The following is an 18,070-nucleotide window of genomic DNA, read 5'->3' as shown; positions in this document are numbered from 1 at the left end:
GCCGGCGACGCTGTCGGTGCTGACGAGTTCCTGCCCAATATGGGCACAGAGGAATTCCTCTCATGCCTGTCGCGCACTGCGCTGGAAGCTGCGGCGGAAACGGCGGGCGTGCCCGGTCGGATCAAGGTGAAGGATACCCGCACGGCTTTGGTTGAGCATTTTGCCGACGGACGGCTGGTGTATCCGGATGCGTTGCTCGCGCCATCCGCTGAGGAGGTGCGATCGTGGGTCGGACGCTACGCCAGCGTCGACAGCGGATTGGAGGATGCTGACGACGTTCCCGATACGCTCGAAGATCAGCTCTCTGGTGGTGACATTGTGGACCATTCTGCGGCCGAGGAAGAGGCGGACGAAGGTTTCCGCGAGGCTGCCGAATAGCACCAGGCATCAGGATCTGAACCAACGCCGCTGGCTCACGCTGGCGGCGTTTCTGTTTCGAGCAATCAGAAGGAGTTTGTCATGGCAGAGATCCATGATGACATGGCCACGGAAAAAGCGGCCCATGAGACTGAACTACGGACATTGGACCGGCCGACGATACGGGCCGGAGCATCGACGCCATGGGGCATGGCGCAGATCTCGCGGCAATTCGCCGACGGTATCGTTCTGCATTCGACCGCCAGCCATGGTGGTTTCCATCTCGCCGAGAATGCCAATGCCATCGTCCATGCCCTCTATCGTGATGACACCGAATTTTACGAAGAGGATTGTGAATGGGCGAAGGTTGTCCATGCTTTCCCGCATTTATTCACGACCTATGAACGTCGGTTGGCTGATCGCACACTTCGCGACTATTTCCCTGATGCCTACGAGCGCGTCACGGGCGCAATATTGAACGGCGGTCAGTCTCACATGCGGGACCGGCAGGAATTCGAGAGTGTCCACCGCAACGACTGGGTCGTCATCGCTGCCCTCAATTCCGATCAACAGCCTGGCTTTGTCGAGTGCATCGCGACGCTGGGCGGGATCCGTGGCGAGGTCGGCGAACGACGGTTCCTGGTTCCACGTTCCGACTACTCGATCGGCCGGCATGGCTTCGTCATCGATCCACTGAAGCACCAGCCATATGACGGTCCGTCCAGCTTCGTGACCTGGGCGGCAAGGCAATGATTGCTGCGTTCACAGACAGCGACCCACCTCGAAATCAGGTGATCGATTTCACCGAGCTCTATCGCAGGATCTGGGCACGGCAGCGGGATTCTCGCTCCCGGCGGGCGGAGCTGACACGACAAACGAAGGCGCGGTGGAAATGCAAGGCACGGCATGGCCCACCATCTGCTACTGCACGCATATCAGCGGAGCCGGGTGAGAGCGGAAAGCCCGGCCAACGTGAGGGTGCGATAAAGCGTTGATCGAAGCGCGGAAGAAATGGCACGGGGCAACCATCCTGGCACTGACTGTGATGGGACCGGGATTTGTCAGTGGCCTCCGTGGGTGAAGCGGCGTTGCCACGGTCGGATCGGCGATGGCGATTGCATCATGCTGTCGTGGGCCAGATTGTCGGCCGGCACAGCACCTCGGTTTTGCTGCGGTCTGACATGGGCGCGTCCCGGTCAAAGGCCGTGTGCCACGCCGCGTTGCGGCAGGATCATCGCCGCGTCGCAAGGCAGGCCCGCGTCTGTCGCAGCCCGCTTAAAGGCGGGCAGCACCAGCCGCAAACCATCCTCGCTCCTCCTGGCAATGCCCTGACCTTGGGCCGGGCCGCTGACGCCCATGTCCTTTTGCCCGCACCCGAGGGGCTGAGCCGGACGACAACCGGCACCCCGGGCTTCGCTGAAACATCGCTCTTAAAGGATCCGATCATGGCACCGCTCAACCGCTCCACCCAAAAGAACCGCTCCGTAAAATCCCAGCGCGCCACCACCCTCGAAATGGTCAGGCACGCCTGCCCCGACGCGACGCAGGCGCTGCGCATCTCCGAAAGCTTCGGCCTTGCCCTCATCGACAGCGACGGGATCCGCGACCTCCACCGCGGCCAGTTGATCGAAAGCGCCGATGCCCTGAAGGAGGGCCTTGCCGAGAAGGCCATGCAGATCCACATGCAGCGCATCGTCGGATCCTTCGTCGGCTCCGCCTACGGCGCCGGGCAGTTCTACTCCCGCGCGGTCACAGAAGCCCGCGATCTCACCACGAAGCTCTCTAACGATACCAGAGACGAGGACCTCGACGGGCCTGTCGGTTTCGACAGCCGCGCCCAGCGCAAGCGCGAGTTCGCAGCCGACATGGGCCTACAGGCCCACGTGCTTCGCATGGCAGCCGAAGGTGCCGTCTCGGCTTACGAGGACATCACAGGCGAAACCTGGAAGCCTTACGAGCGCACGATCGAACAGCCCGCGAACTCGGTCGATCAAAAAGCCGCAACTGTCCAGATGGCGGCATTCGAATAGGACGATCGCGGGGCTCCGGCCCCGCCTTCCTCCGGCGTCCGAGCGCTGTTGCGACCCGGTTAGGAAAAGAAAAAAGGGCCGACGGAAAACCGCGGCCCATAAAGTGTGAAGGTCATAGACCTCCAGAGGGGAACAGCTGCTGCGGCGGAACTGGGAGAGCCGCCATGTGCATCAGCTGAAGTCTTTGTGCCCGAATTTTCAACACACTGCACCTAATTTTTGTGCAGTGCAGCTATGCGTTGGGCAATCAGGTGACTGTTCAGGCGCTTTTCAAAGTGCTGGCGCTCCTCAGGTGACGTGTGTCAGTTAACACTGTCAAAATGCAGGGTTCACTTGAAAGCAAGGCCGCCCGTGTCATCAACTTTTCGCAATTCCGGTCTTGGCAGCGAATGAAGCCAGCCATATTCTCGGGCATGGCCAAATTCTTCCCGACTCTCGAACCGCAACACCATCGCTTCATCGTGGCACAGCACATGTTCTTCACCGCATCGGCAGCGCCGACCGGTCATGTCAACATGTCTCCGCGCAGCACGGACATGTTTCGTATCCTTGGCGACAACGCCGCGATGTATCTCGACCGCACCGGTAGCGGCAACGAGACCGCTGCCCATCTGGGGATAAACGACCGCCTCACCATCATGTTCTGTGCGGTTTCCGGGCCGCCGCTAATCATGCGGCTTTTCGGCAAGGGGCGCGTCATCCATCGCGACAGTGACGAGTTTGCCAGCCTGCTGGACGAGCGGTTCGACGGCAACGCGCCGCTCGGCGCGCGGCAGATGATAAGGCTCGACTTCGATCTGGTTCAGACATCCTGCGGCTACGGCGTGCCGTTGTTCGAATACCAGGAAGAGCGCCCGCAGATGGACGCCTGGGCCAAGGCCAAAGGCGTCGACGGGATCGACGACTACTGGCGGGAAAAAAACCAGGTCAGCCTAGACGGCTTTCCGACCGGCCTTTTCGAAACGCCCGGCTAGCGGAAGCACTGGCCTCGCGCCAAAACCCAGCTTATGGACAGTAAATCAACTTTGGAGGCGGTAACCGCCGCGTCCGTGGTCGGCGTAGGTTGCCCGCTGGGTGTCAGCGCCGACACGACACGTGGCCGCTTGAACGACGCTGAGAACCCGCATGGATCTGCCGACGATAAGGTAGAGCGGTTCCCAATAATGTCGATCATCAAGGCCTGGCGCCGCGACCCGCTAAGCGAGGGGCTACAATGCTCCATTCCCGGCAGCCTCCCACATGCAGTCGTTGGCTCCGACCATTCGATCCGGGCTGTTGGCGCTATGCACCCGTTCCCATTGGTCACCACCAGAATGATGCCATTTGCCGTAATCCTTGATCCGTCCACTGGCACGTCCACTGCGGTCTCGATGGGGCATGTCTGACCAAAGACCACCTCGCGATGCTCGGCTCGATCGGCATCCGCAACGGCCGGCTCGTTTTCTTCCCCTGTGCGCTGAAGCGCCCATTCCTCGCGAGACAAGAAAGCCTCTCCCTGGCCGTCCTCCACTCCGTTTCGGTCCGTTGGATGCAGGCCGATCGTCCCCGGTCCTATCGACTGCCATCGAGGCCGCGATGGACGCGGCCCGAACAACCGAAAAGGATTACGACAATGGCAACCATCGGCTCTTTCACCGCTTCCGGCAACGGCTTCTCCGGCACCATCAAGACCCTCAACCTCAACGTCAAGGCAACCATCCGCGCCGTCGAGCGCACTTCCGAAAAGGGCCCGGACTACCGCATCCTCGCCGGGGCTACGGTAGAATTCGGCGCAGCCTGGAAGAAGACCTCGAACGAAGGTCGCGACTACCTCTCGGTCAAGCTCGACGACCCGAGCTTCCCGGCTCCGATCTACGCAACGCTGATCGAGGTCGAAGGCGAGGAAGGACTCTCCCTCATCTGGTCCCGGTCGAACCGGGACTGAGATTGGATGCCCCGCCCGCCAAGGCGGGGCTCTCCACGTCAGGGATCACTTGTTCAGTGCATCCTTGAGCGCCTTGGCAGGCGCGAAGGTCAGCTTCTTCGAAGCCGCAACCGTCATCTTTTCTCCGGTCGCAGGATTGCGACCCTCGCGCTCAGGCGATGCCTTCACCTTGAATTTTCCGAAGCCGGGAATCGAGGTTTCGGCGTCAGATCCTGCGGCATCGGCGATGGCCTGAAACACGGATTCTACGATGCCCTTGGCCTGAACCTTCGTCAGGCCGTTATCGGCTGCAATCTTGTCGGCGATTTCATTGGTGGTGGTCATGGAATTCCTCGCATCTTTTTGTCAAAGATAAAATCCGTGTCAGCTTCTGACTGGATTGTCATCGGTGACGATCGGGATGAGGATTAGATCCGCTTGATGTCCACAGGTCGTTTCGGGCGATAGCCTCGTTTGCGCTTTTCGCGAAGGACGTCGAGGAACAGGTTGATGGCCTGGCTCTCATTGTCGAAGAGATGCACCATCTGCTGTCCGCGCGTTCCAATCCGACCCCAGGCGCGCACAAGCGACACCTCGCCAAACAATGTCGGCTGGACAGCAAGGGCGTAGAACCGCGCCATGTTTTTTTCCGGCGCGATACGCTCGACATAGAGGTGGTAGGGCTGCGTGATCATAACAGAAGAATTGCGCGTTTGGATTCGGCCGTCCAATGAGAGTTTTGAATCGGATCGGTATTATCGATTCACAACGTTGATCCGTGCATCGTTTCATCGGCACCAACTCCGTCGTGATCCTTCCCACTTCCGAGCCAAGCCTTCTGCGACGAGAATATCGCCGACCGATCGTCGCTCGCGGTAGACGATCCTGAGCTTGCGACCGAAGCGATCTTCATCTCTTGCAGCCGCCTTGAACGAGAGCGGACCGGAATTGAGAATGTCGAGCAGACGCTGTTTCGCCGCAAGTCCGCGCTCGCGTTCGCGTTCGCATCTTGGCGGGCTGAGCTCCGGCGTGTCGATGTCGGCGATCCTGATCTTCTCACCTCTAAACCAGAACGTATCACCATCCACCACGCAGGTGATACGTTGCCCGCTTCCGCAGATTGAGAAGGGTTCGCTCGCGCTGCTCGGCGGCGCTGAGGCAACAGATGCGAGGACGCCAATGGCTAAGGGGGATAGGCTGGCAATTGCCGTAAAAAGTCTCAATGTCATGTCGCCTCTGTGTCTTTCGTCGGAGCGGCCTTATAGCTCTTCACCCCTTCTGTGATTGGCTTGTGAAAACGGTTTTCTCCGACGGACGCGCTCATGTCCTTACGTCTGAACCAAATCGCGCGTCCACATCTGAGCGGTGGATTGCCTGATGTGAACACGATCTGCTCGTCGCTGCGCATGCGCAGCACTTCATGCGGCAGGATCAGCGGCCGGCGGCTGAGCTGCCGGGAGCGTGAGCGCGACGATCCCTTCATTCCTGAAGAGCGGTTTGTCTGGTCGACCTCGACCGTCGTATCGCCGCAGCGTTTCGAGATATAGTCGGCAGTATCAGGGTCGTTGATCGCGGCAAACGAGATCCACGATGCGGATTCGAACCATTTGCTCGTCGCGTCCCGGCCGCCGTAGGCCTCGCGCATCTGGCCGATGGACTGGAAGATCATCGTCAGCGTGATGCCGTATTTACGTCCAGCGTCGCGGGCGGTCTCCAAGATGCGCAGATAGCCGAGCCTGGCGACTTCGTCGAGCAGGAAGAGAGCGCGACCTTTCACATCGCCGTTTCGATTGTAGATGGCATTGAGCAGCGATCCGATAACCACACGGGCCAATCCCGGATGGGCTTCCAGTACCTTCAGATCGAGCGCAATGAAGATGTCTGTCCCGCCATCGGCAAGATCGTCGGTCGAGAAACTGTCGCCTGAGACGAGCGCGGCATAGTTCGGATAGGACAGCCAGTGGGTTTCTTTCACCGCATTGGCGTACACGCCAGAAAAGGTCTCGGGTGTCATGTTGACGAAGACCGAGACGTTCTCCTTCACGAAATCCGACTCCGACTGTTCGTAGATTTTTGTCAGGCGCGCGCGTAGCTGTGGTTCAGGCTCCGAAAGGTTCTTACGCACACGGCGCAGCGTCTGGTCCTCCTCGTCCGTGTGACCGGACAGGCAGACGTCGGCAATCAGGGCCGTCAGAAGCTGCATCGCCGATGCCCGAAAGAAGTCGTCGCGCGCAGAGGCCGAGCGGGGATTGTCGGTCATGATCCAGGTCGCGACGGCGACGATGTCCTCTTCCTTCGTACTGCCATGTCGACCGATCCAGTCGAGCGCATTGAAGCCGGTGGCCGATGTCGTGGGATCGAGAATGATCACGTTGCGGCCAGCCTTGCGTCTATGCTCTGATACCATCGGCGCGACCTCGCTCGACGGATCGAGGACGACGAGGCCGCCGCCCCACTTGAGCGCAGTCGGGACCGTTACCGACGTCGTCTTGAAGCCACCGGATCCGGCGAAGACGATGCCATGCGAGGAGCCGAACGAGCCGTCGAAGCATAGGAGCGGGCTCTTGCCTCCCGCGCCCCAGGTCGACGGATCATCGGCGCGGAACGACACAGCCGCAACGCTGTCGCGATCGACGCGATACCGTTCGCCGACGACGATGCCGCCAGGATCGGGAAAAAGTTTCGCAGCCTCCTGCACCTTCATCCAGTCGGCCTCGCCATGCACCGCTCGCTTTCCCCCGATCCGCCGTGGCGCGGCCTTGGCAAAAGCTGCGTTACCCTTCATCGCGACGCGCAGTGCGAAGACGCCGGCGAGGAAAATTGTCGATGCGCCAAGCATCGTTGCGGGGTCCGCATATCCGAGAACGGACTGTCCTGCTGGAACGTCACCGCTTATCCCGGCAAGGCGGACCCCTTCACGTATCACCGCGATGAGGATTGCCACTCCATTTCCGCTGACGACGCCCCATCCTGCAGCCTTGATACCCATCGCGCCATTTGCCGCGAACAGAAAGATCGTGCCGATTGCTGCCGCGGTGGCATAGGGCAGCGCGATGCCGATCCGCCCGAGCATCAGCTTCGCCTGCGCGGTCTTACCGAGCGCGGCTAGCCAGTGTTCGATCCCCGGCATGAACACCACGACGACGATCATCGTCGTGGCCGGGATGACGGCGAGTAACACTTTACTCGCCGTCATGAGCGAACGCCTCCGCGCCTATCGCCGTGAGGCGCGATTGCTCCGCATCGTTGCCCTTGAGTCGACGACTGGCATCGATCAGCAGGCCCAGCAGTAGTGCCCGCTTCTCGTAGCGCAGTCCTGCCTTGACGATGAGGCCACCGAGCTCGATTTTTTCGCGGGTGTCTTTCTTGCGTGCGTCAGCCGTCATCGTGCGGGCCATGCGTTCAAGCCTCACCAGGCCTGCCCGCAGGCGCGCCAGTTTCGATCGTCGTGACCGTCTCGCCTGCAGTCCTGCCGCCACCGGCATTTTTCTTTCCGGTCGAAGCCGCCTTGCCTCCGCGAAACCGTCCAGTGATTTCTTCGAACGCAGCCTGTAGCTCGGTTTCCTCGATCTCGATCTCACCGAGGCCGGCCTTCAGTGCGATCCGGCCGATGCGCTCGGCCTCGCGTGTTTCGGCCTGTCTTAGCTGATCCTGCAATCTGGCGATTTCTTCCCTGATCTTCGATGATGGTTTCTTCATTCCGGTCGCATCTCCTTGGAAATCTTGGCGGCTCTGTTCCGTTGCAAGATTTCCTCAAAAGCACTTCCGAAGGAATGTGCAGATCTGCACGTCGGCAAAGCCGACACTTTGGAGGATGATCCCGCCGTTCCGAAGGAGCGGATCCAAGGGCGCAATTATACGTCGCTGATGCGACGTGCTTGCCCGCGGCCCTGGCGGGGCCGTCGTAGGGTTGCCGCTCCCGACGAACGAGGTTCGAACCGGGAGTGTTTTACGCCGTGGCCATCGCCCATTTCTCAGCCAGCATCGTCAGCCGCGGCGGCGGCCGCAGTGCCGTGCTGTCTGCGGCCTACCGGCACTGCGCGAAGATGGAATATGAGCGCGAGGCTCGGACCATCGATTACACCCGCAAACAGGGGCTGCTTCATGAGGAGTTTGTAATCCCTGCAGATGCTCCGAAATGGATGCGGGCGCTGATCGCCGATCGCTCGGTATCGGGAGCGGTCGAAGCCTTCTGGAACAAGGTCGAGGCTTTCGAAAAGCGCTCCGATGCGCAGCTTGCCCGCGACCTGACGATTGCGTTGCCCCTGGAACTCACGCCCGAGCAAAACATCGCCCTGGTCAGGGACTTTGTGGAAAAGCATATCCTCGCCAAGGGCATGGTGGCCGACTGGGTTTACCATGACAATCCAGGCAACCCGCATATCCACCTGATGACCACATTGCGCCCGCTGACCGAGGAGGGGTTCGGATCGAAGAAGGTCGCGGTGACCGGCAAGGATGACCAACCCGTCCGCACGAAGTCCGGGAAAATCCTCTATCAGCTCTGGGCGGGTTCGACCGATGACTTCAATTCCTTACGCGATGGATGGTTCGAGCGGCTGAACCACTATCTGTCCCTCGGCGGCATCGATCTCCGTATCGACGGCCGTTCCTACGAGAAGCAGGGTATCGACCTCGAACCGACTATCCATCTCGGCGTTGGCGCCAAGGCGATCGAGCGCAAGGCGCAGGAGCAGGGCATCCGGCCAGAGCTTGAGCGCATCGAATTGAACGAACAGCGGCGGAGCGAGAATGCCCGCCGTATTCTTCGCAATCCGGGCATCGTGGTTGATCTTATCACCCGCGAGAAGAGCGTCTTCGATGAGCGCGATGTCGCCAAGGTTCTGCATCGTTATGTCGATGACCCGACTGTCTTCCAGCAACTGATGTTACGCATCATCCTGAATCCGGAAGTCTTGCGTTTACAGCGTGACACGATCGAGTTCGCGACCGGAGAAAAGTTGCCGGCCCGTTATTCGACCCGGGCGATGATCCGGCTGGAAGCGACGATGGTGCGACAGGCTTTGTGGCTGTCGAACCGGGACGGTCATGCTGTCTTTGAAGCTGCTCTGGACGCAACGTTCCGGCGGCATCAGCGGTTGTCGCAGGAGCAGAAAACCGCGATCGAGCGGATCGCCGGTCCCGCCCGGATCGCGGCCGTGGTTGGACGTGCCGGCGCCGGCAAGACCACGATGATGAAAGCTGCCCGCGAGGCGTGGGAACTGGCCGGATATCGTGTGGTCGGCGGAGCGCTCGCCGGCAAGGCGGCGGAGGGTCTGGAAAAGGAGGCCGGGATCCAGAGCCGCACGCTCGCGTCGTGGGAGCTGCGCTGGAACCGTGGTCGTGACGCTTTCAATGACAAGACAGTCTTCGTCATGGACGAAGCGGGCATGGTCGCCTCGAAGCAGATGGCCGGCTTTGTCGATGCCGTCGTCAGGGCAGGTGCCAAGATCGTTCTGGTCGGCGATCCCGAACAGCTCCAGCCGATCGAGGCGGGCGCTGCCTTCCGCGCCATCGTTGACCGCATAGGTTATGCCGAACTCGAGACAATCTATCGCCAGCGCGAGGACTGGATGCGCAAGGCGTCACTCGATCTGGCGCGAGGCAACGTGGAAAAGGCGCTGACCGCCTATGATGCCAATGTCAGGATCACGGGAACGCGCCTCAAGGCCGAGGCGGTCGAGCGGCTCATCGGTGACTGGAACCACGATTACGATCAGACGAAGACAACGCTGATCCTCGCGCATCTGCGCCGCGACGTTCGGATGCTGAACATTATGGCCCGCGAAAAACTCGTTGAACGCGGCATTGTCGGTGAGGGCCATGTCTTCAAAACGGCTGACGGTATTCGCCAATTCGACGTGGGCGACCAGATCGTCTTCCTGAAGAACGAGACCTCGCTCGGCGTCAAGAACGGCATGATCGCTCATGTCATCGAGGCCGCACCGAACAGGATCGTTGCTGTCGTCGGAGAGGGTGATCAGCGCCGGCAGGTCATCGTCGAGCAACGCTTCTACCGCAATCTCGATCATGGTTACGCCACGACGATCCATAAATCGCAAGGCGCTACCGTCGACCGCGTGAAGGTCTTGGCAAGCCTCTCCCTCGACCGGCATCTGACCTATGTGGCAATGACCCGCCATCGCGAGGATCTACAGCTTTATTACGGCCACCGGTCCTTCGCCTTTAACGGCGGCCTGGCCAAGGTACTCTCCCGAAGACAAGCCAAGGAGACCACGCTCGATTACGAGCGCGGAAAGCTATACCGCGAGGCGCTGCGGTTTGCGGAAAGTCGCGGCCTTAACATCGTCCAGGTGGCCCGCACGCTCGTGCGCGACCGGCTCGACTGGACGCTGCGCCAGAAGACGAAATTGGTCGATCTCGGGCAGCGCCTTGCCGTCTTTGTAGAGCGTCTCGGTCTGCACCACCCCTTAAAAACCCAAACAATGAAGGAGGCCGCGCCCATGGTCGCAGGCATCAAGACATTCCCCGGTTCCGTTGCCGACACGGTAGAGAACAAGCTCGACACCGATCCAGCCCTTAAGAAACAATGGGAAGAGGTCTCGACCCGCTTTTCTTACGTCTTTGCCGATCCCGAGACCGCCTTCCGGGCGATGAACTTCGATGCGGTGCTAGTGGATAAGGAAACGGCCAAATTGGCGCTTCAGACGCTGACGACCGCCCCGGCGTCGATCGGACCGCTCAGAGGCAAGACCGGCATTCTTGCCAGCAAGACCGAGCGCGAGGACCGTCGCGTTGCAGACCTCAATGTTCCGGCCCTGAAGCGCGATCTTGAGCAGTATCTGAGGATGCGCGAGACCGCCGTGCAGCGGCTGCAGGCGGATGAACAGGCCTTGCGTCAGCGCGTGTCGATCGACATCCCGGCATTGTCGTCGGCAGCACATGTGGTGCTGGAGCGCGTGCGTGATGCGATCGACCGCAACGATCTGCCGGCGGCCATGGCATACGCACTGAGCAATCGGGAAACCAAGCTGGAAATTGACGGGTTCAACCACGCCGTCACCGAACGCTTCGGCGAGCGTACCATGCTGACCAATGCCGCGCGCGAACCCTCCGGAAAGCTCTTCGACAAACTCTCCGAAGGGATGCAGTCCGAGCAGAAGGAGCGTCTGACAGAGGCTTGGCCGATCATGCGCGCGTCCCAGCAGCTCGCCGCTCACGAGCGCACCGTCCAGACCCTTCGGCAGGCCGAAGATTTGCGTCTCGCCCAGCGCCAGACGCCGGTGATGAAGCAATGAGGCGGCGGCTTCTCCTGTTCCTGGCCAGTACGGGCGGGGCGATCGGCGCTCTGGCGGCAGTCGCCTATATAGGCGGCTTTCGGTTGAACCTGACACCGAGCGAGCCGCTTGGGCTCTGGCGTATCGTGGCCCTGCAGCGTCCGGTCGAAACTGGCGATCTCGTGTTCATCTGCCCCCCGGCGACCGCGTCATTCGAGGAGGCACGGCGCCACGGCTATGTCAGGCGTGGCCTCTGCCCCGGTGGCTTTGCGCCGCTGATCAAGACAGTGGCGGCACTTCCCGGACAGCGTATCGAAGTTGGCGCGACGGTCATCGTCGACGGCAGGCCTCTTCCTTCGTCGATCGTCCGACAAAGCGATGGAGAAGGCAGGCCGATCACAGCGTTTAAAACCGGCATCGTGCCACTGAGAAATCTGTTTCTTCACTCATCTTTTGCGAGCTCCTATGATAGTCGGTATTTTGGACCGGTTCCCGACACGGGCCTTCTCGGTCTGGCGCGGCCGGTCCTCACGTTCGAACCGTAATTGGCAGCTAACCTGCTTGCTCATCGCCGCGTCCGGTGCCTGCGGCTGGACTGCCTGGAGCGGTCATGTCCTGGCCCTCCCGGTCGCTGTGTTGTTTCCGGCGCTCTGGGCGATGTCGCCGTCGCGGCTGACGGCGGGGCTCGTGTCCGCGGGATATTTTCTCGCTGCGTCGCGTGGGCTGCCGCAGGGCGTCGCCAACTTCTATGCCGCCGATCTCTGGCCCGGGCTTCTGCTCTGGGCAGCCGCTTCGCTCTCCTTCGCCGGCGTGCATGCGGCGCTCTGGAAGGCGCGACCGGAAGGGAAGTCTCCGGGAGTAGGTCGAACGGGAATGGCAATGGCGCCACGCTATCTGTCGGCGGCGATGCTCATGGGACTGCCGCCCCTCGGCATAACCGGCTGGGCGAATCCGCTCACCGCAACAGGTGTGCTGTTTCCGGGATGGGGATGGTGGGGGCTGGTCGCGATGACAGCCGGCCTCGCGATGATGACATCGCGATATTGGCCGGCTGCCGCCATCGTCCTGGGAGGAGTCTGGCTCTGGTCCGCCGCTACGTGGACATCACCGAATCTACCCGAGGGATGGAAGGGCGTCGACCTTGAACAGGGTCAGAGTCTCGGACGAGACGGCTCGCTTGACTATCACCGTGACCTGATCGCAACGGTGCGAAGGGCTGCCGGGGAGAAAATCCGCTTCATCGTTCTTCCCGAAAGTGCACTGGGCTTCTGGACGCCGATCGTCGCGAGGCTCTGGCAACAAGGCTTGCAAGGCTCGGAGCTCACTGTGATCGCCGGCGCGGCCGTCATCGACCCGAGCGGCTACGACAATGTCATGGTTGCGATTTCGGCTGACGAAGCACGAATTCTCTATCGCGAACGCATGCCGGTCCCGGTGTCCATGTGGCAGCCATGGGGGGCATGGACCGGGCAGGGCGGTGGAGCTCGCGCCAACCTTTTTGGCAATCCAGTTGTGAAAAGCGACGACCAGAAGCTCGCCGCGCTGATCTGCTACGAACAGCTCCTCCTCTGGCCGGTCCTGCAGTCGATGCTGCATTCCCCCACCGCAATCGTTGCCCCGGGCAACGGATGGTGGACCGCGGGAACTTCGATCGTCGCCATTCAGAACGCGAGCGTGGTCGCCTGGGCAAAACTGTTCGGACTGCCCGTCGTCACAGCTTTCAACAGATAAGGAATTGTTCGCGATGGTCGATGCCGCCCTCATCAAGGAATGCAGCGATCCCGGCCTGAAGCCGGCGATCGTCGAACAGTTCATCGAACGGGCAGGGGCACCGGACCCACTCGCTGTCACAGTCCGCTCCGGCAACCGAGTGGTGCTTGTGCCAAGGCCGAAGACAGCCGAGGAGTCGTTGGCGCTTATCCGAGACAACCTCGGTCGCAATACCGTTCGCGTCGGGATCACACAATATCCCGCCGGGCTCGGCATCGTGGAGGCGGGCCAGCTGAAGCCGGACCTGGTCGATGCTTGCGAGAACATCCGCATGGGCACTGCATTGTTCGCCAAGGTCTACCGTATCGTCACCAAGTGGTATGGCAATCCGACCGAGAAAGATGTTCTGCCGCAGGTGTTCGATGACGCCATCATCGCCTGGCAGACGGGATACTTCGAAGGAACGGCTGTGTTCCGTGCGGAAGATCCAGGTAACGTAAAGCTTGCCCAGCCGGGGCCGGTCAGGCGCGAAGGCGCCGACACAGAAGCCGGCCTTCCGGAGGATGAAGCCAAGTCCGAAACGCCAGCCGAAGCTTCGGGATCCGATCCCAATAAAGCAGGGATCAGGATCGACCTGTCCGGCATCGGTGCTCATCAAAAGTAGGCGTTACCGTCGGTTGATCAAACCAAAGCAACTGCCCAGCAACGATTTCAGAGTGCTTGGACTACGCTCGAAAATATCGATCGGAACGGAATTCCTGGCGTCTGATGCTTCTTGAATGTGAAGATTTGCACGTTCGCGACACTAATCCCCGCTGGCATCTCGTTGAAATGACTCTTATAAAGGCCGGGACGCAGTACGTGCTGTGTTGCGGCGTAGAATCCGCGGATGAAAGGTTGGCGCTGACCGAAATGGCGCCAGGAATCCTCTGACCTTATGGCCGGGGGCCTGTGACTCATGTCCAGGCGCTTCGGTGCTAAAGGTCTCAGGGCCGATTCATCTCGGATTCTAACCCCCGGCTAGGGTTCATAGGGTTCAACGTCAGCGGGGGCGGACCGCAGACAAAACCAGGGTTGGAAACATGGAATCGGAAGATGTGATCTTGTCCAAGGGAGTGGAGCTCCGGCCGGTGGTGGGGCTAACGCGGGGACTACCTCCCGCCGACTTGGAAAGTCTTACCGTCGACGCGATCCGAACGCACCGGCGGTTAGTCGAAAAGGCTGACGAACTGTTCCAGGCACTGCCGGAAAGCTACAGGTCAGGGGAATTGACCGGTGGCCCACAGCATCTTCGTTACATTGACGCCAGCATCGAGATGCATGCGCAGATGAGCGCAGTGAGTACCCTGATCAGCATCCTCGGCTACATCCCGAAGGTGACCGTTAACTGACCCGGATTTAGGATCACACGTGGTGAGCAACTCGGCCACCGGCGCTATCACATCAGCTTTCTGCGAATTGCGAGCGCGGTGAGATGGGCCTTGCTACGGACATCGAAGCGTTTCATCGCCTCGCGAAGCTTGACACGGACGCTGTTGTATTTGACGCCCTCCACATCAGCAATCTCCTCCATCGTCATGCCGACAGCGATCCATCTGAGATAGGTCGCCTCTTTCGGGTCGAGCCAGGCGGCATCTTCCACGGTCGGAGTGGTTTGGAGGAACGAGATGCGGGCATGGAGCTGTCCGACGGCCGCGGCGGCAGCGACCGCGTCTATCTCACGATCAAGATCGATTGCTGGCCTTTCCGACGCTAAAGTGAACATCGACATCGAGCCGTTGGCAGTCTTGATCGGAACGGTTACCCCGGAGCGGATACCGAAATCGGCAGCATGCGCGTAGAAAGCACGCTCTTCCTTCGATTGCTTCGCGCGATCCTGTTCTCCGGACCACGCAAAAACTTGCTTCCTGGATTTCGCGTGTTTGACGACCGGATCGAGCTTATCGAAGTTCTTCTCGAAATACGTCGACCGCCACTCGCGATGATAATTGGTGACTGCGATGCTGTGCTTGTGCTGGAGGTGCAGATAGGCATAGCCGGTGAAGCCAAAATGTTGGGTGAGGTCGGAAAGGCCCTGCGTCAGGATGCTTTCGTCACCTTGTATCGCCGCAAGATCGGTCAGCTTGTCCAGCCAGTGCTGCATTTTTTCACTCCGTTTTGGTGGTCAGGTGGAACAGATCACGAGAGCCCCTCGACGTTTATTATTGTATGCGCCTCAAAATCAACCATAGATTGCAGAATCTACCTTATGGCACAAACAGTTGGCGTAAATGGCAGGTCCCGAGTAAATGTCGGGACCTGCCATAAGCGCACCGCTAGCCGAGAGAAGGCGTCTTGGGAGGAGCCTTGCTATCTCTCGTCTGCGTCGACGCATCTGGTAAGCTTGATCGCGGGAGCGATGGGGAATGCTGCTATATGCTTCCGATAGCTAGATCGCGCGCGCTAACGATCTAATTCTCCCCCAGAACTTTCGCGGATGATCAGTTCATGGTTCAGGATAATGCTTTTCGACTTAAAACTCGGAGCCCTCAGGTTTTTTAGCAGCATCTTCGCACCAAGCTCGCCCATTTGCCGTCGTGGCGTTCTGATAGTGGTAAGTGGTGGTTCGTAGACCCCCGCGAAGGGGATGTCGTCGAACCCAACGACCGCCATATCTCTTGGCACACTTAAACCTTGGCTTCGAACGTAGCGTATCGCACCCATCGCCATTTCGTCACTTGCGCAGACTACGGCGGCGGGAACCTTCCCTTCCCGCATCAGCCTCTCCATGGCATCTCGACCAGCATCGATATTGAATCGCTCGCCTGCTGCGATCCTGATATTTGATGCAAGACCCGCCTGCTCCATCGCGGCCTTATAACCGTCAATACGAGCGGAGAAAGTTGGGCTGCCATGTGGACCGCCAAGATGAGCTATATCTGAATAACCTCGTTCAACGAGATGATTAACGGCGGTCTCGATCGCTCTCTTATTGTCTATATTCACACATGGGATTTCAGTTTCTTTCAGTGCGCGGCCTACGGCTACTATCTTCTTTTCGAACCCCGGGTAAGATCGCAAAACCTCGGGGATACGTCCGGTCAGCAAAATAATGCCGTCGGCAGCACCATTAAGGATCTGGCGTGCGAGGACGTCCTCTCTCGCTCTGTCATGTTGAGTGCTCCCGACGATCACGCTGATTTGCTCGTTTTGCAGCGTTTCCTCGATACCCAGGATCACCTCTGGAAAGAAAGATGCCGCGATATTTGGCAGTAGTACAAGTACCTGCCCAGCCATCTTGTTGCGAAGCATACGAGCGCCGTGGTTGACCACATACCCATGTTCTTCAACGATCTTGCGTATGCGTTCTTTCGTCTCGTCCGTCACTCGCGATGAATCCGCAAGCGCACGACTAACGGTAGACACATCGACGCCAGCAAGGCGGGCAATGTCTACCATTGTGAGACGAGAGGTGCGTGCAGTTCTTGCTCGTGCGCTCTCCAGAAGTGGTGACACCTGGCCTTCCTTTCAGAATTAGCCGCTGTTCGCCGTTGCGGTTGCGGTTACCGATACCAATACAAGGAAACTTTGTTTCGCGGGCCTAATTCTTCATCTTGATCCACACTCCATTTCTTTCAGATGAGGCAACACACGCTTCCACAAAAGCGACGCCTTTGACACCGTCATCGACGGTCGGATAGGTGACCGCCTTGTCGAGCTCCGAACCGGTGCGGCGGGCTTCGATGGCGTGGGCCGCTTCGGTATAGATGGTCGCGAAGGCTTCGAGATATCCTTCCGGATGGCCCGAGGGAATGCGCGTGACGCGCGAGGCCGCAGCACCGGTGCCAGCACCGCCGCGGGTGATGAGCTGTTTCGGCTCGCCAAGCTTCGTGAACCAGAGATAGTTCGGATCAGCCTGCGTCCACTCGATGCCTGCCTTGTCGCCGTAAACGCGGACCTTCAGCCCGTTTTCATGCCCGACAGCCACCTGGCTGCACCAAAGTAGGCCCTTGGCTGACTGCTTGCCGTCCTTTGGCTTGAAGCGCAGCATCACATGCGCATTGTCGTCCAGACGGCGACTCTCCACGAAGGTATGTACATCCGCTGCCAGTTCATCGGCTTCCAGACGGGAAATGAAGCAGCCGAGATTATAGGCATGGGTGCCGATATCCCCTGTGGAGCCGCCGACACCGGATTGCGCCGGATCGGTGCGCCAGACGGCCTGTTTCGCACCGGTCTGCTCCAACGGCTCAGCCAGCCAATCCTGCGGGTATTCCATCTGCACCAGACGGATGTTCCCGAGCGCACCGGTTTCCACCAGTTCACGCGCATGCCGCACCATCGGATAACCGGTATAGTTATGGGTGAGGATGAACAGCGCATCCGCCTTGTCCGCCACGTCCTTCAGTTTTTTGGCATCCTCCAGATTGGAGGTCAGCGGCTTGTCGCAGATGACATGGATGCCGCGTTCCAGAAACGCTTTTGCCGCAGGATAATGCACGTGGTTGGGCGTAACGATCGCCACCGCCTTGATACCATCCTCGCGAAGCGCTTCCTTCTCGGCCATTTCTTCGAATGACCCATAGCAACGTTCTGGATCAAGCCCGAGTTCGCGGCCGGAGGCGAGGGATTTTTCCGGTGTCGAGGACAAGGCCCCGGCCACGAGATCGAAGCGATTGTCGAGCCGTGCGGCCATGCGGTGAACGCCGCCGATAAATGCACCTGAACCACCACCGACCATGCCCAGGCGAATCCGCGTGTTCGCCTTGTCGGTTGTCTTTCCTTCAATAGCCATAATGTCTCCTCGGCATTTTCTAAGCGCATTCCCACACGGAAAACGGCTTCACACTTTT

At 59.8% G+C, this 18,070-nt stretch carries 18 protein-coding genes and 1 pseudogene; 10 read left to right on the top strand and 9 right to left on the bottom strand.

Annotated features, from left to right (window positions below; genetic code table 11):
* From HGO38_RS25605 to HGO38_RS25585, 5 genes and pseudogenes are all read left to right on the top strand, one after another.
* A pseudogene (locus HGO38_RS25605) lies at positions 1–378 on the top strand (plasmid partitioning protein); the annotation flags it as partial.
* A gap of 81 nt (positions 379–459) precedes the next feature.
* The gene (locus tag HGO38_RS25600; RefSeq protein ID WP_110807970.1) at positions 460–1,110 is read left to right on the top strand and encodes a DUF7007 domain-containing protein; all 651 of its coding nucleotides are present in this window, start codon (positions 460–462) and stop codon (positions 1,108–1,110) included.
* 692 nt (positions 1,111–1,802) lie between these two features.
* Complete coding sequence (locus HGO38_RS25595; RefSeq protein ID WP_113569064.1) at positions 1,803–2,387, top strand: hypothetical protein; 585 nt, start codon at positions 1,803–1,805, stop codon at positions 2,385–2,387.
* A 389-nt stretch (positions 2,388–2,776) separates the two neighbouring features.
* Positions 2,777–3,361: a pyridoxamine 5'-phosphate oxidase family protein gene (locus tag HGO38_RS25590; protein ID WP_337737633.1), complete on the top strand. Its 585-nt coding sequence runs from the start codon at positions 2,777–2,779 to the stop codon at positions 3,359–3,361.
* A gap of 638 nt (positions 3,362–3,999) precedes the next feature.
* Positions 4,000–4,311, top strand: coding sequence for a DUF736 domain-containing protein (locus tag HGO38_RS25585; protein ID WP_041699667.1), 312 nt, complete (start codon positions 4,000–4,002; stop codon positions 4,309–4,311).
* A gap of 45 nt (positions 4,312–4,356) precedes the next feature.
* Here HGO38_RS25585 and HGO38_RS25580 read toward each other — a convergent pair whose 3' ends face one another.
* The 6 genes from HGO38_RS25580 to traC form a co-directional block, all read right to left on the bottom strand.
* Positions 4,357–4,635 (bottom strand): HU family DNA-binding protein, encoded by a 279-nt coding sequence (locus HGO38_RS25580; protein ID WP_003518435.1) that lies wholly within the window; start codon positions 4,633–4,635, stop codon positions 4,357–4,359.
* An 83-nt stretch (positions 4,636–4,718) separates the two neighbouring features.
* Entirely contained in the window at positions 4,719–4,985 is a 267-nt protein-coding gene (locus tag HGO38_RS25575) for a WGR domain-containing protein (protein ID WP_110807974.1), read from the bottom strand.
* A 93-nt stretch (positions 4,986–5,078) separates the two neighbouring features.
* Positions 5,079–5,519 (bottom strand): thermonuclease family protein, encoded by a 441-nt coding sequence (locus HGO38_RS25570; protein WP_250958637.1) that lies wholly within the window; start codon positions 5,517–5,519, stop codon positions 5,079–5,081.
* Positions 5,516–7,486 carry a Ti-type conjugative transfer system protein TraG gene (gene traG / locus HGO38_RS25565; protein ID WP_250958636.1) on the bottom strand — a complete coding sequence of 657 codons (1,971 nt, stop codon included), beginning with the start codon at positions 7,484–7,486 and terminating at the stop codon, positions 5,516–5,518. The genes HGO38_RS25570 and traG overlap by 4 nt, the downstream gene beginning before the upstream one ends.
* Entirely contained in the window at positions 7,473–7,688 is a 216-nt protein-coding gene (gene traD, locus HGO38_RS25560) for a type IV conjugative transfer system coupling protein TraD (RefSeq protein ID WP_168282662.1), read from the bottom strand. Before traD ends, traG begins: the two co-directional genes overlap by 14 nt.
* Before the next feature lie 4 nt (positions 7,689–7,692).
* Complete coding sequence (traC, locus tag HGO38_RS25555) at positions 7,693–7,989, bottom strand: conjugal transfer protein TraC (RefSeq protein ID WP_110807977.1); 297 nt, start codon at positions 7,987–7,989, stop codon at positions 7,693–7,695.
* A gap of 257 nt (positions 7,990–8,246) precedes the next feature.
* Here traC and traA point away from each other — a divergent pair, with 257 nt between their 5' ends.
* The 5 genes from traA (at position 8,247) to HGO38_RS25530 (ending at position 14,629) form a co-directional block, all read left to right on the top strand.
* A complete protein-coding gene (traA, locus tag HGO38_RS25550; RefSeq protein WP_250958635.1) occupies positions 8,247–11,549 on the top strand; it encodes a Ti-type conjugative transfer relaxase TraA in 3,303 nt (1,100 codons plus the stop codon).
* On the top strand, positions 11,546–12,073 hold the full coding sequence (gene traF / locus HGO38_RS25545) for a conjugative transfer signal peptidase TraF (protein WP_250958634.1): 528 nt from the start codon (positions 11,546–11,548) through the stop codon (positions 12,071–12,073). Before traA ends, traF begins: the two co-directional genes overlap by 4 nt.
* Positions 12,074–12,089: 16 nt before the next feature.
* Entirely contained in the window at positions 12,090–13,259 is a 1,170-nt protein-coding gene (locus HGO38_RS25540) for a conjugal transfer protein TraB (protein WP_250958633.1), read from the top strand.
* A gap of 13 nt (positions 13,260–13,272) precedes the next feature.
* On the top strand, positions 13,273–13,902 hold the full coding sequence (locus tag HGO38_RS25535; RefSeq protein WP_110807900.1) for a TraH family protein: 630 nt from the start codon (positions 13,273–13,275) through the stop codon (positions 13,900–13,902).
* Between the two features lie 418 nt (positions 13,903–14,320).
* Positions 14,321–14,629: a transcriptional repressor TraM gene (locus tag HGO38_RS25530; RefSeq protein WP_130773805.1), complete on the top strand. Its 309-nt coding sequence runs from the start codon at positions 14,321–14,323 to the stop codon at positions 14,627–14,629.
* A 47-nt stretch (positions 14,630–14,676) separates the two neighbouring features.
* Here HGO38_RS25530 and traR read toward each other — a convergent pair whose 3' ends face one another.
* The 3 genes from traR to HGO38_RS25515 all read right to left on the bottom strand — a co-directional run bounded on the left by traR (position 14,677) and on the right by HGO38_RS25515 (position 18,012).
* Positions 14,677–15,381: an autoinducer-binding transcriptional regulator TraR gene (traR, locus tag HGO38_RS25525; protein ID WP_250958632.1), complete on the bottom strand. Its 705-nt coding sequence runs from the start codon at positions 15,379–15,381 to the stop codon at positions 14,677–14,679.
* Between the two features lie 299 nt (positions 15,382–15,680).
* Complete coding sequence (locus tag HGO38_RS25520) at positions 15,681–16,676, bottom strand: LacI family DNA-binding transcriptional regulator (protein ID WP_250958639.1); 996 nt, start codon at positions 16,674–16,676, stop codon at positions 15,681–15,683.
* 142 nt (positions 16,677–16,818) lie between these two features.
* Complete coding sequence (locus tag HGO38_RS25515; protein WP_250958631.1) at positions 16,819–18,012, bottom strand: Gfo/Idh/MocA family protein; 1,194 nt, start codon at positions 18,010–18,012, stop codon at positions 16,819–16,821.
* Positions 18,013–18,070 lie beyond the last annotated feature (58 nt).

The sequence above is a fragment of the Rhizobium sp. CG5 genome, from assembly GCF_023701945.1.
Taxonomy (GTDB): Bacteria; Pseudomonadota; Alphaproteobacteria; order Rhizobiales; family Rhizobiaceae; genus Allorhizobium.
The sequence above is the reverse complement of the archived record's forward strand: the minus strand, read 5'-3'. Positions and strand labels throughout refer to the sequence as shown.

Coding starts and splice junctions, on each gene's coding strand:
- traF (WP_250958634.1), top strand. CDS start 11,546: ATGAGGCGGCGGCTTCTCCTGTTCCTGGCCAGTACGGGCGGGGCGATC.
- HGO38_RS25535 (WP_110807900.1), top strand. CDS start 13,273: ATGGTCGATGCCGCCCTCATCAAGGAATGCAGCGATCCCGGCCTGAAG.
- HGO38_RS25515 (WP_250958631.1), bottom strand. CDS start 18,012: ATGGCTATTGAAGGAAAGACAACCGACAAGGCGAACACGCGGATTCGC.
- HGO38_RS25575 (WP_110807974.1), bottom strand. CDS start 4,985: ATGATCACGCAGCCCTACCACCTCTATGTCGAGCGTATCGCGCCGGAA.
- HGO38_RS25595 (WP_113569064.1), top strand. CDS start 1,803: ATGGCACCGCTCAACCGCTCCACCCAAAAGAACCGCTCCGTAAAATCC.
- HGO38_RS25530 (WP_130773805.1), top strand. CDS start 14,321: ATGGAATCGGAAGATGTGATCTTGTCCAAGGGAGTGGAGCTCCGGCCG.
- HGO38_RS25570 (WP_250958637.1), bottom strand. CDS start 5,519: ATGACATTGAGACTTTTTACGGCAATTGCCAGCCTATCCCCCTTAGCC.
- HGO38_RS25520 (WP_250958639.1), bottom strand. CDS start 16,676: ATGGTAGACATTGCCCGCCTTGCTGGCGTCGATGTGTCTACCGTTAGT.
- HGO38_RS25600 (WP_110807970.1), top strand. CDS start 460: ATGGCAGAGATCCATGATGACATGGCCACGGAAAAAGCGGCCCATGAG.
- traC (WP_110807977.1), bottom strand. CDS start 7,989: ATGAAGAAACCATCATCGAAGATCAGGGAAGAAATCGCCAGATTGCAG.
- traR (WP_250958632.1), bottom strand. CDS start 15,381: ATGCAGCACTGGCTGGACAAGCTGACCGATCTTGCGGCGATACAAGGT.
- HGO38_RS25585 (WP_041699667.1), top strand. CDS start 4,000: ATGGCAACCATCGGCTCTTTCACCGCTTCCGGCAACGGCTTCTCCGGC.
- HGO38_RS25590 (WP_337737633.1), top strand. CDS start 2,777: ATGAAGCCAGCCATATTCTCGGGCATGGCCAAATTCTTCCCGACTCTC.
- HGO38_RS25580 (WP_003518435.1), bottom strand. CDS start 4,635: ATGACCACCACCAATGAAATCGCCGACAAGATTGCAGCCGATAACGGC.
- traG (WP_250958636.1), bottom strand. CDS start 7,486: ATGACGGCGAGTAAAGTGTTACTCGCCGTCATCCCGGCCACGACGATG.
- traD (WP_168282662.1), bottom strand. CDS start 7,688: ATGGCCCGCACGATGACGGCTGACGCACGCAAGAAAGACACCCGCGAA.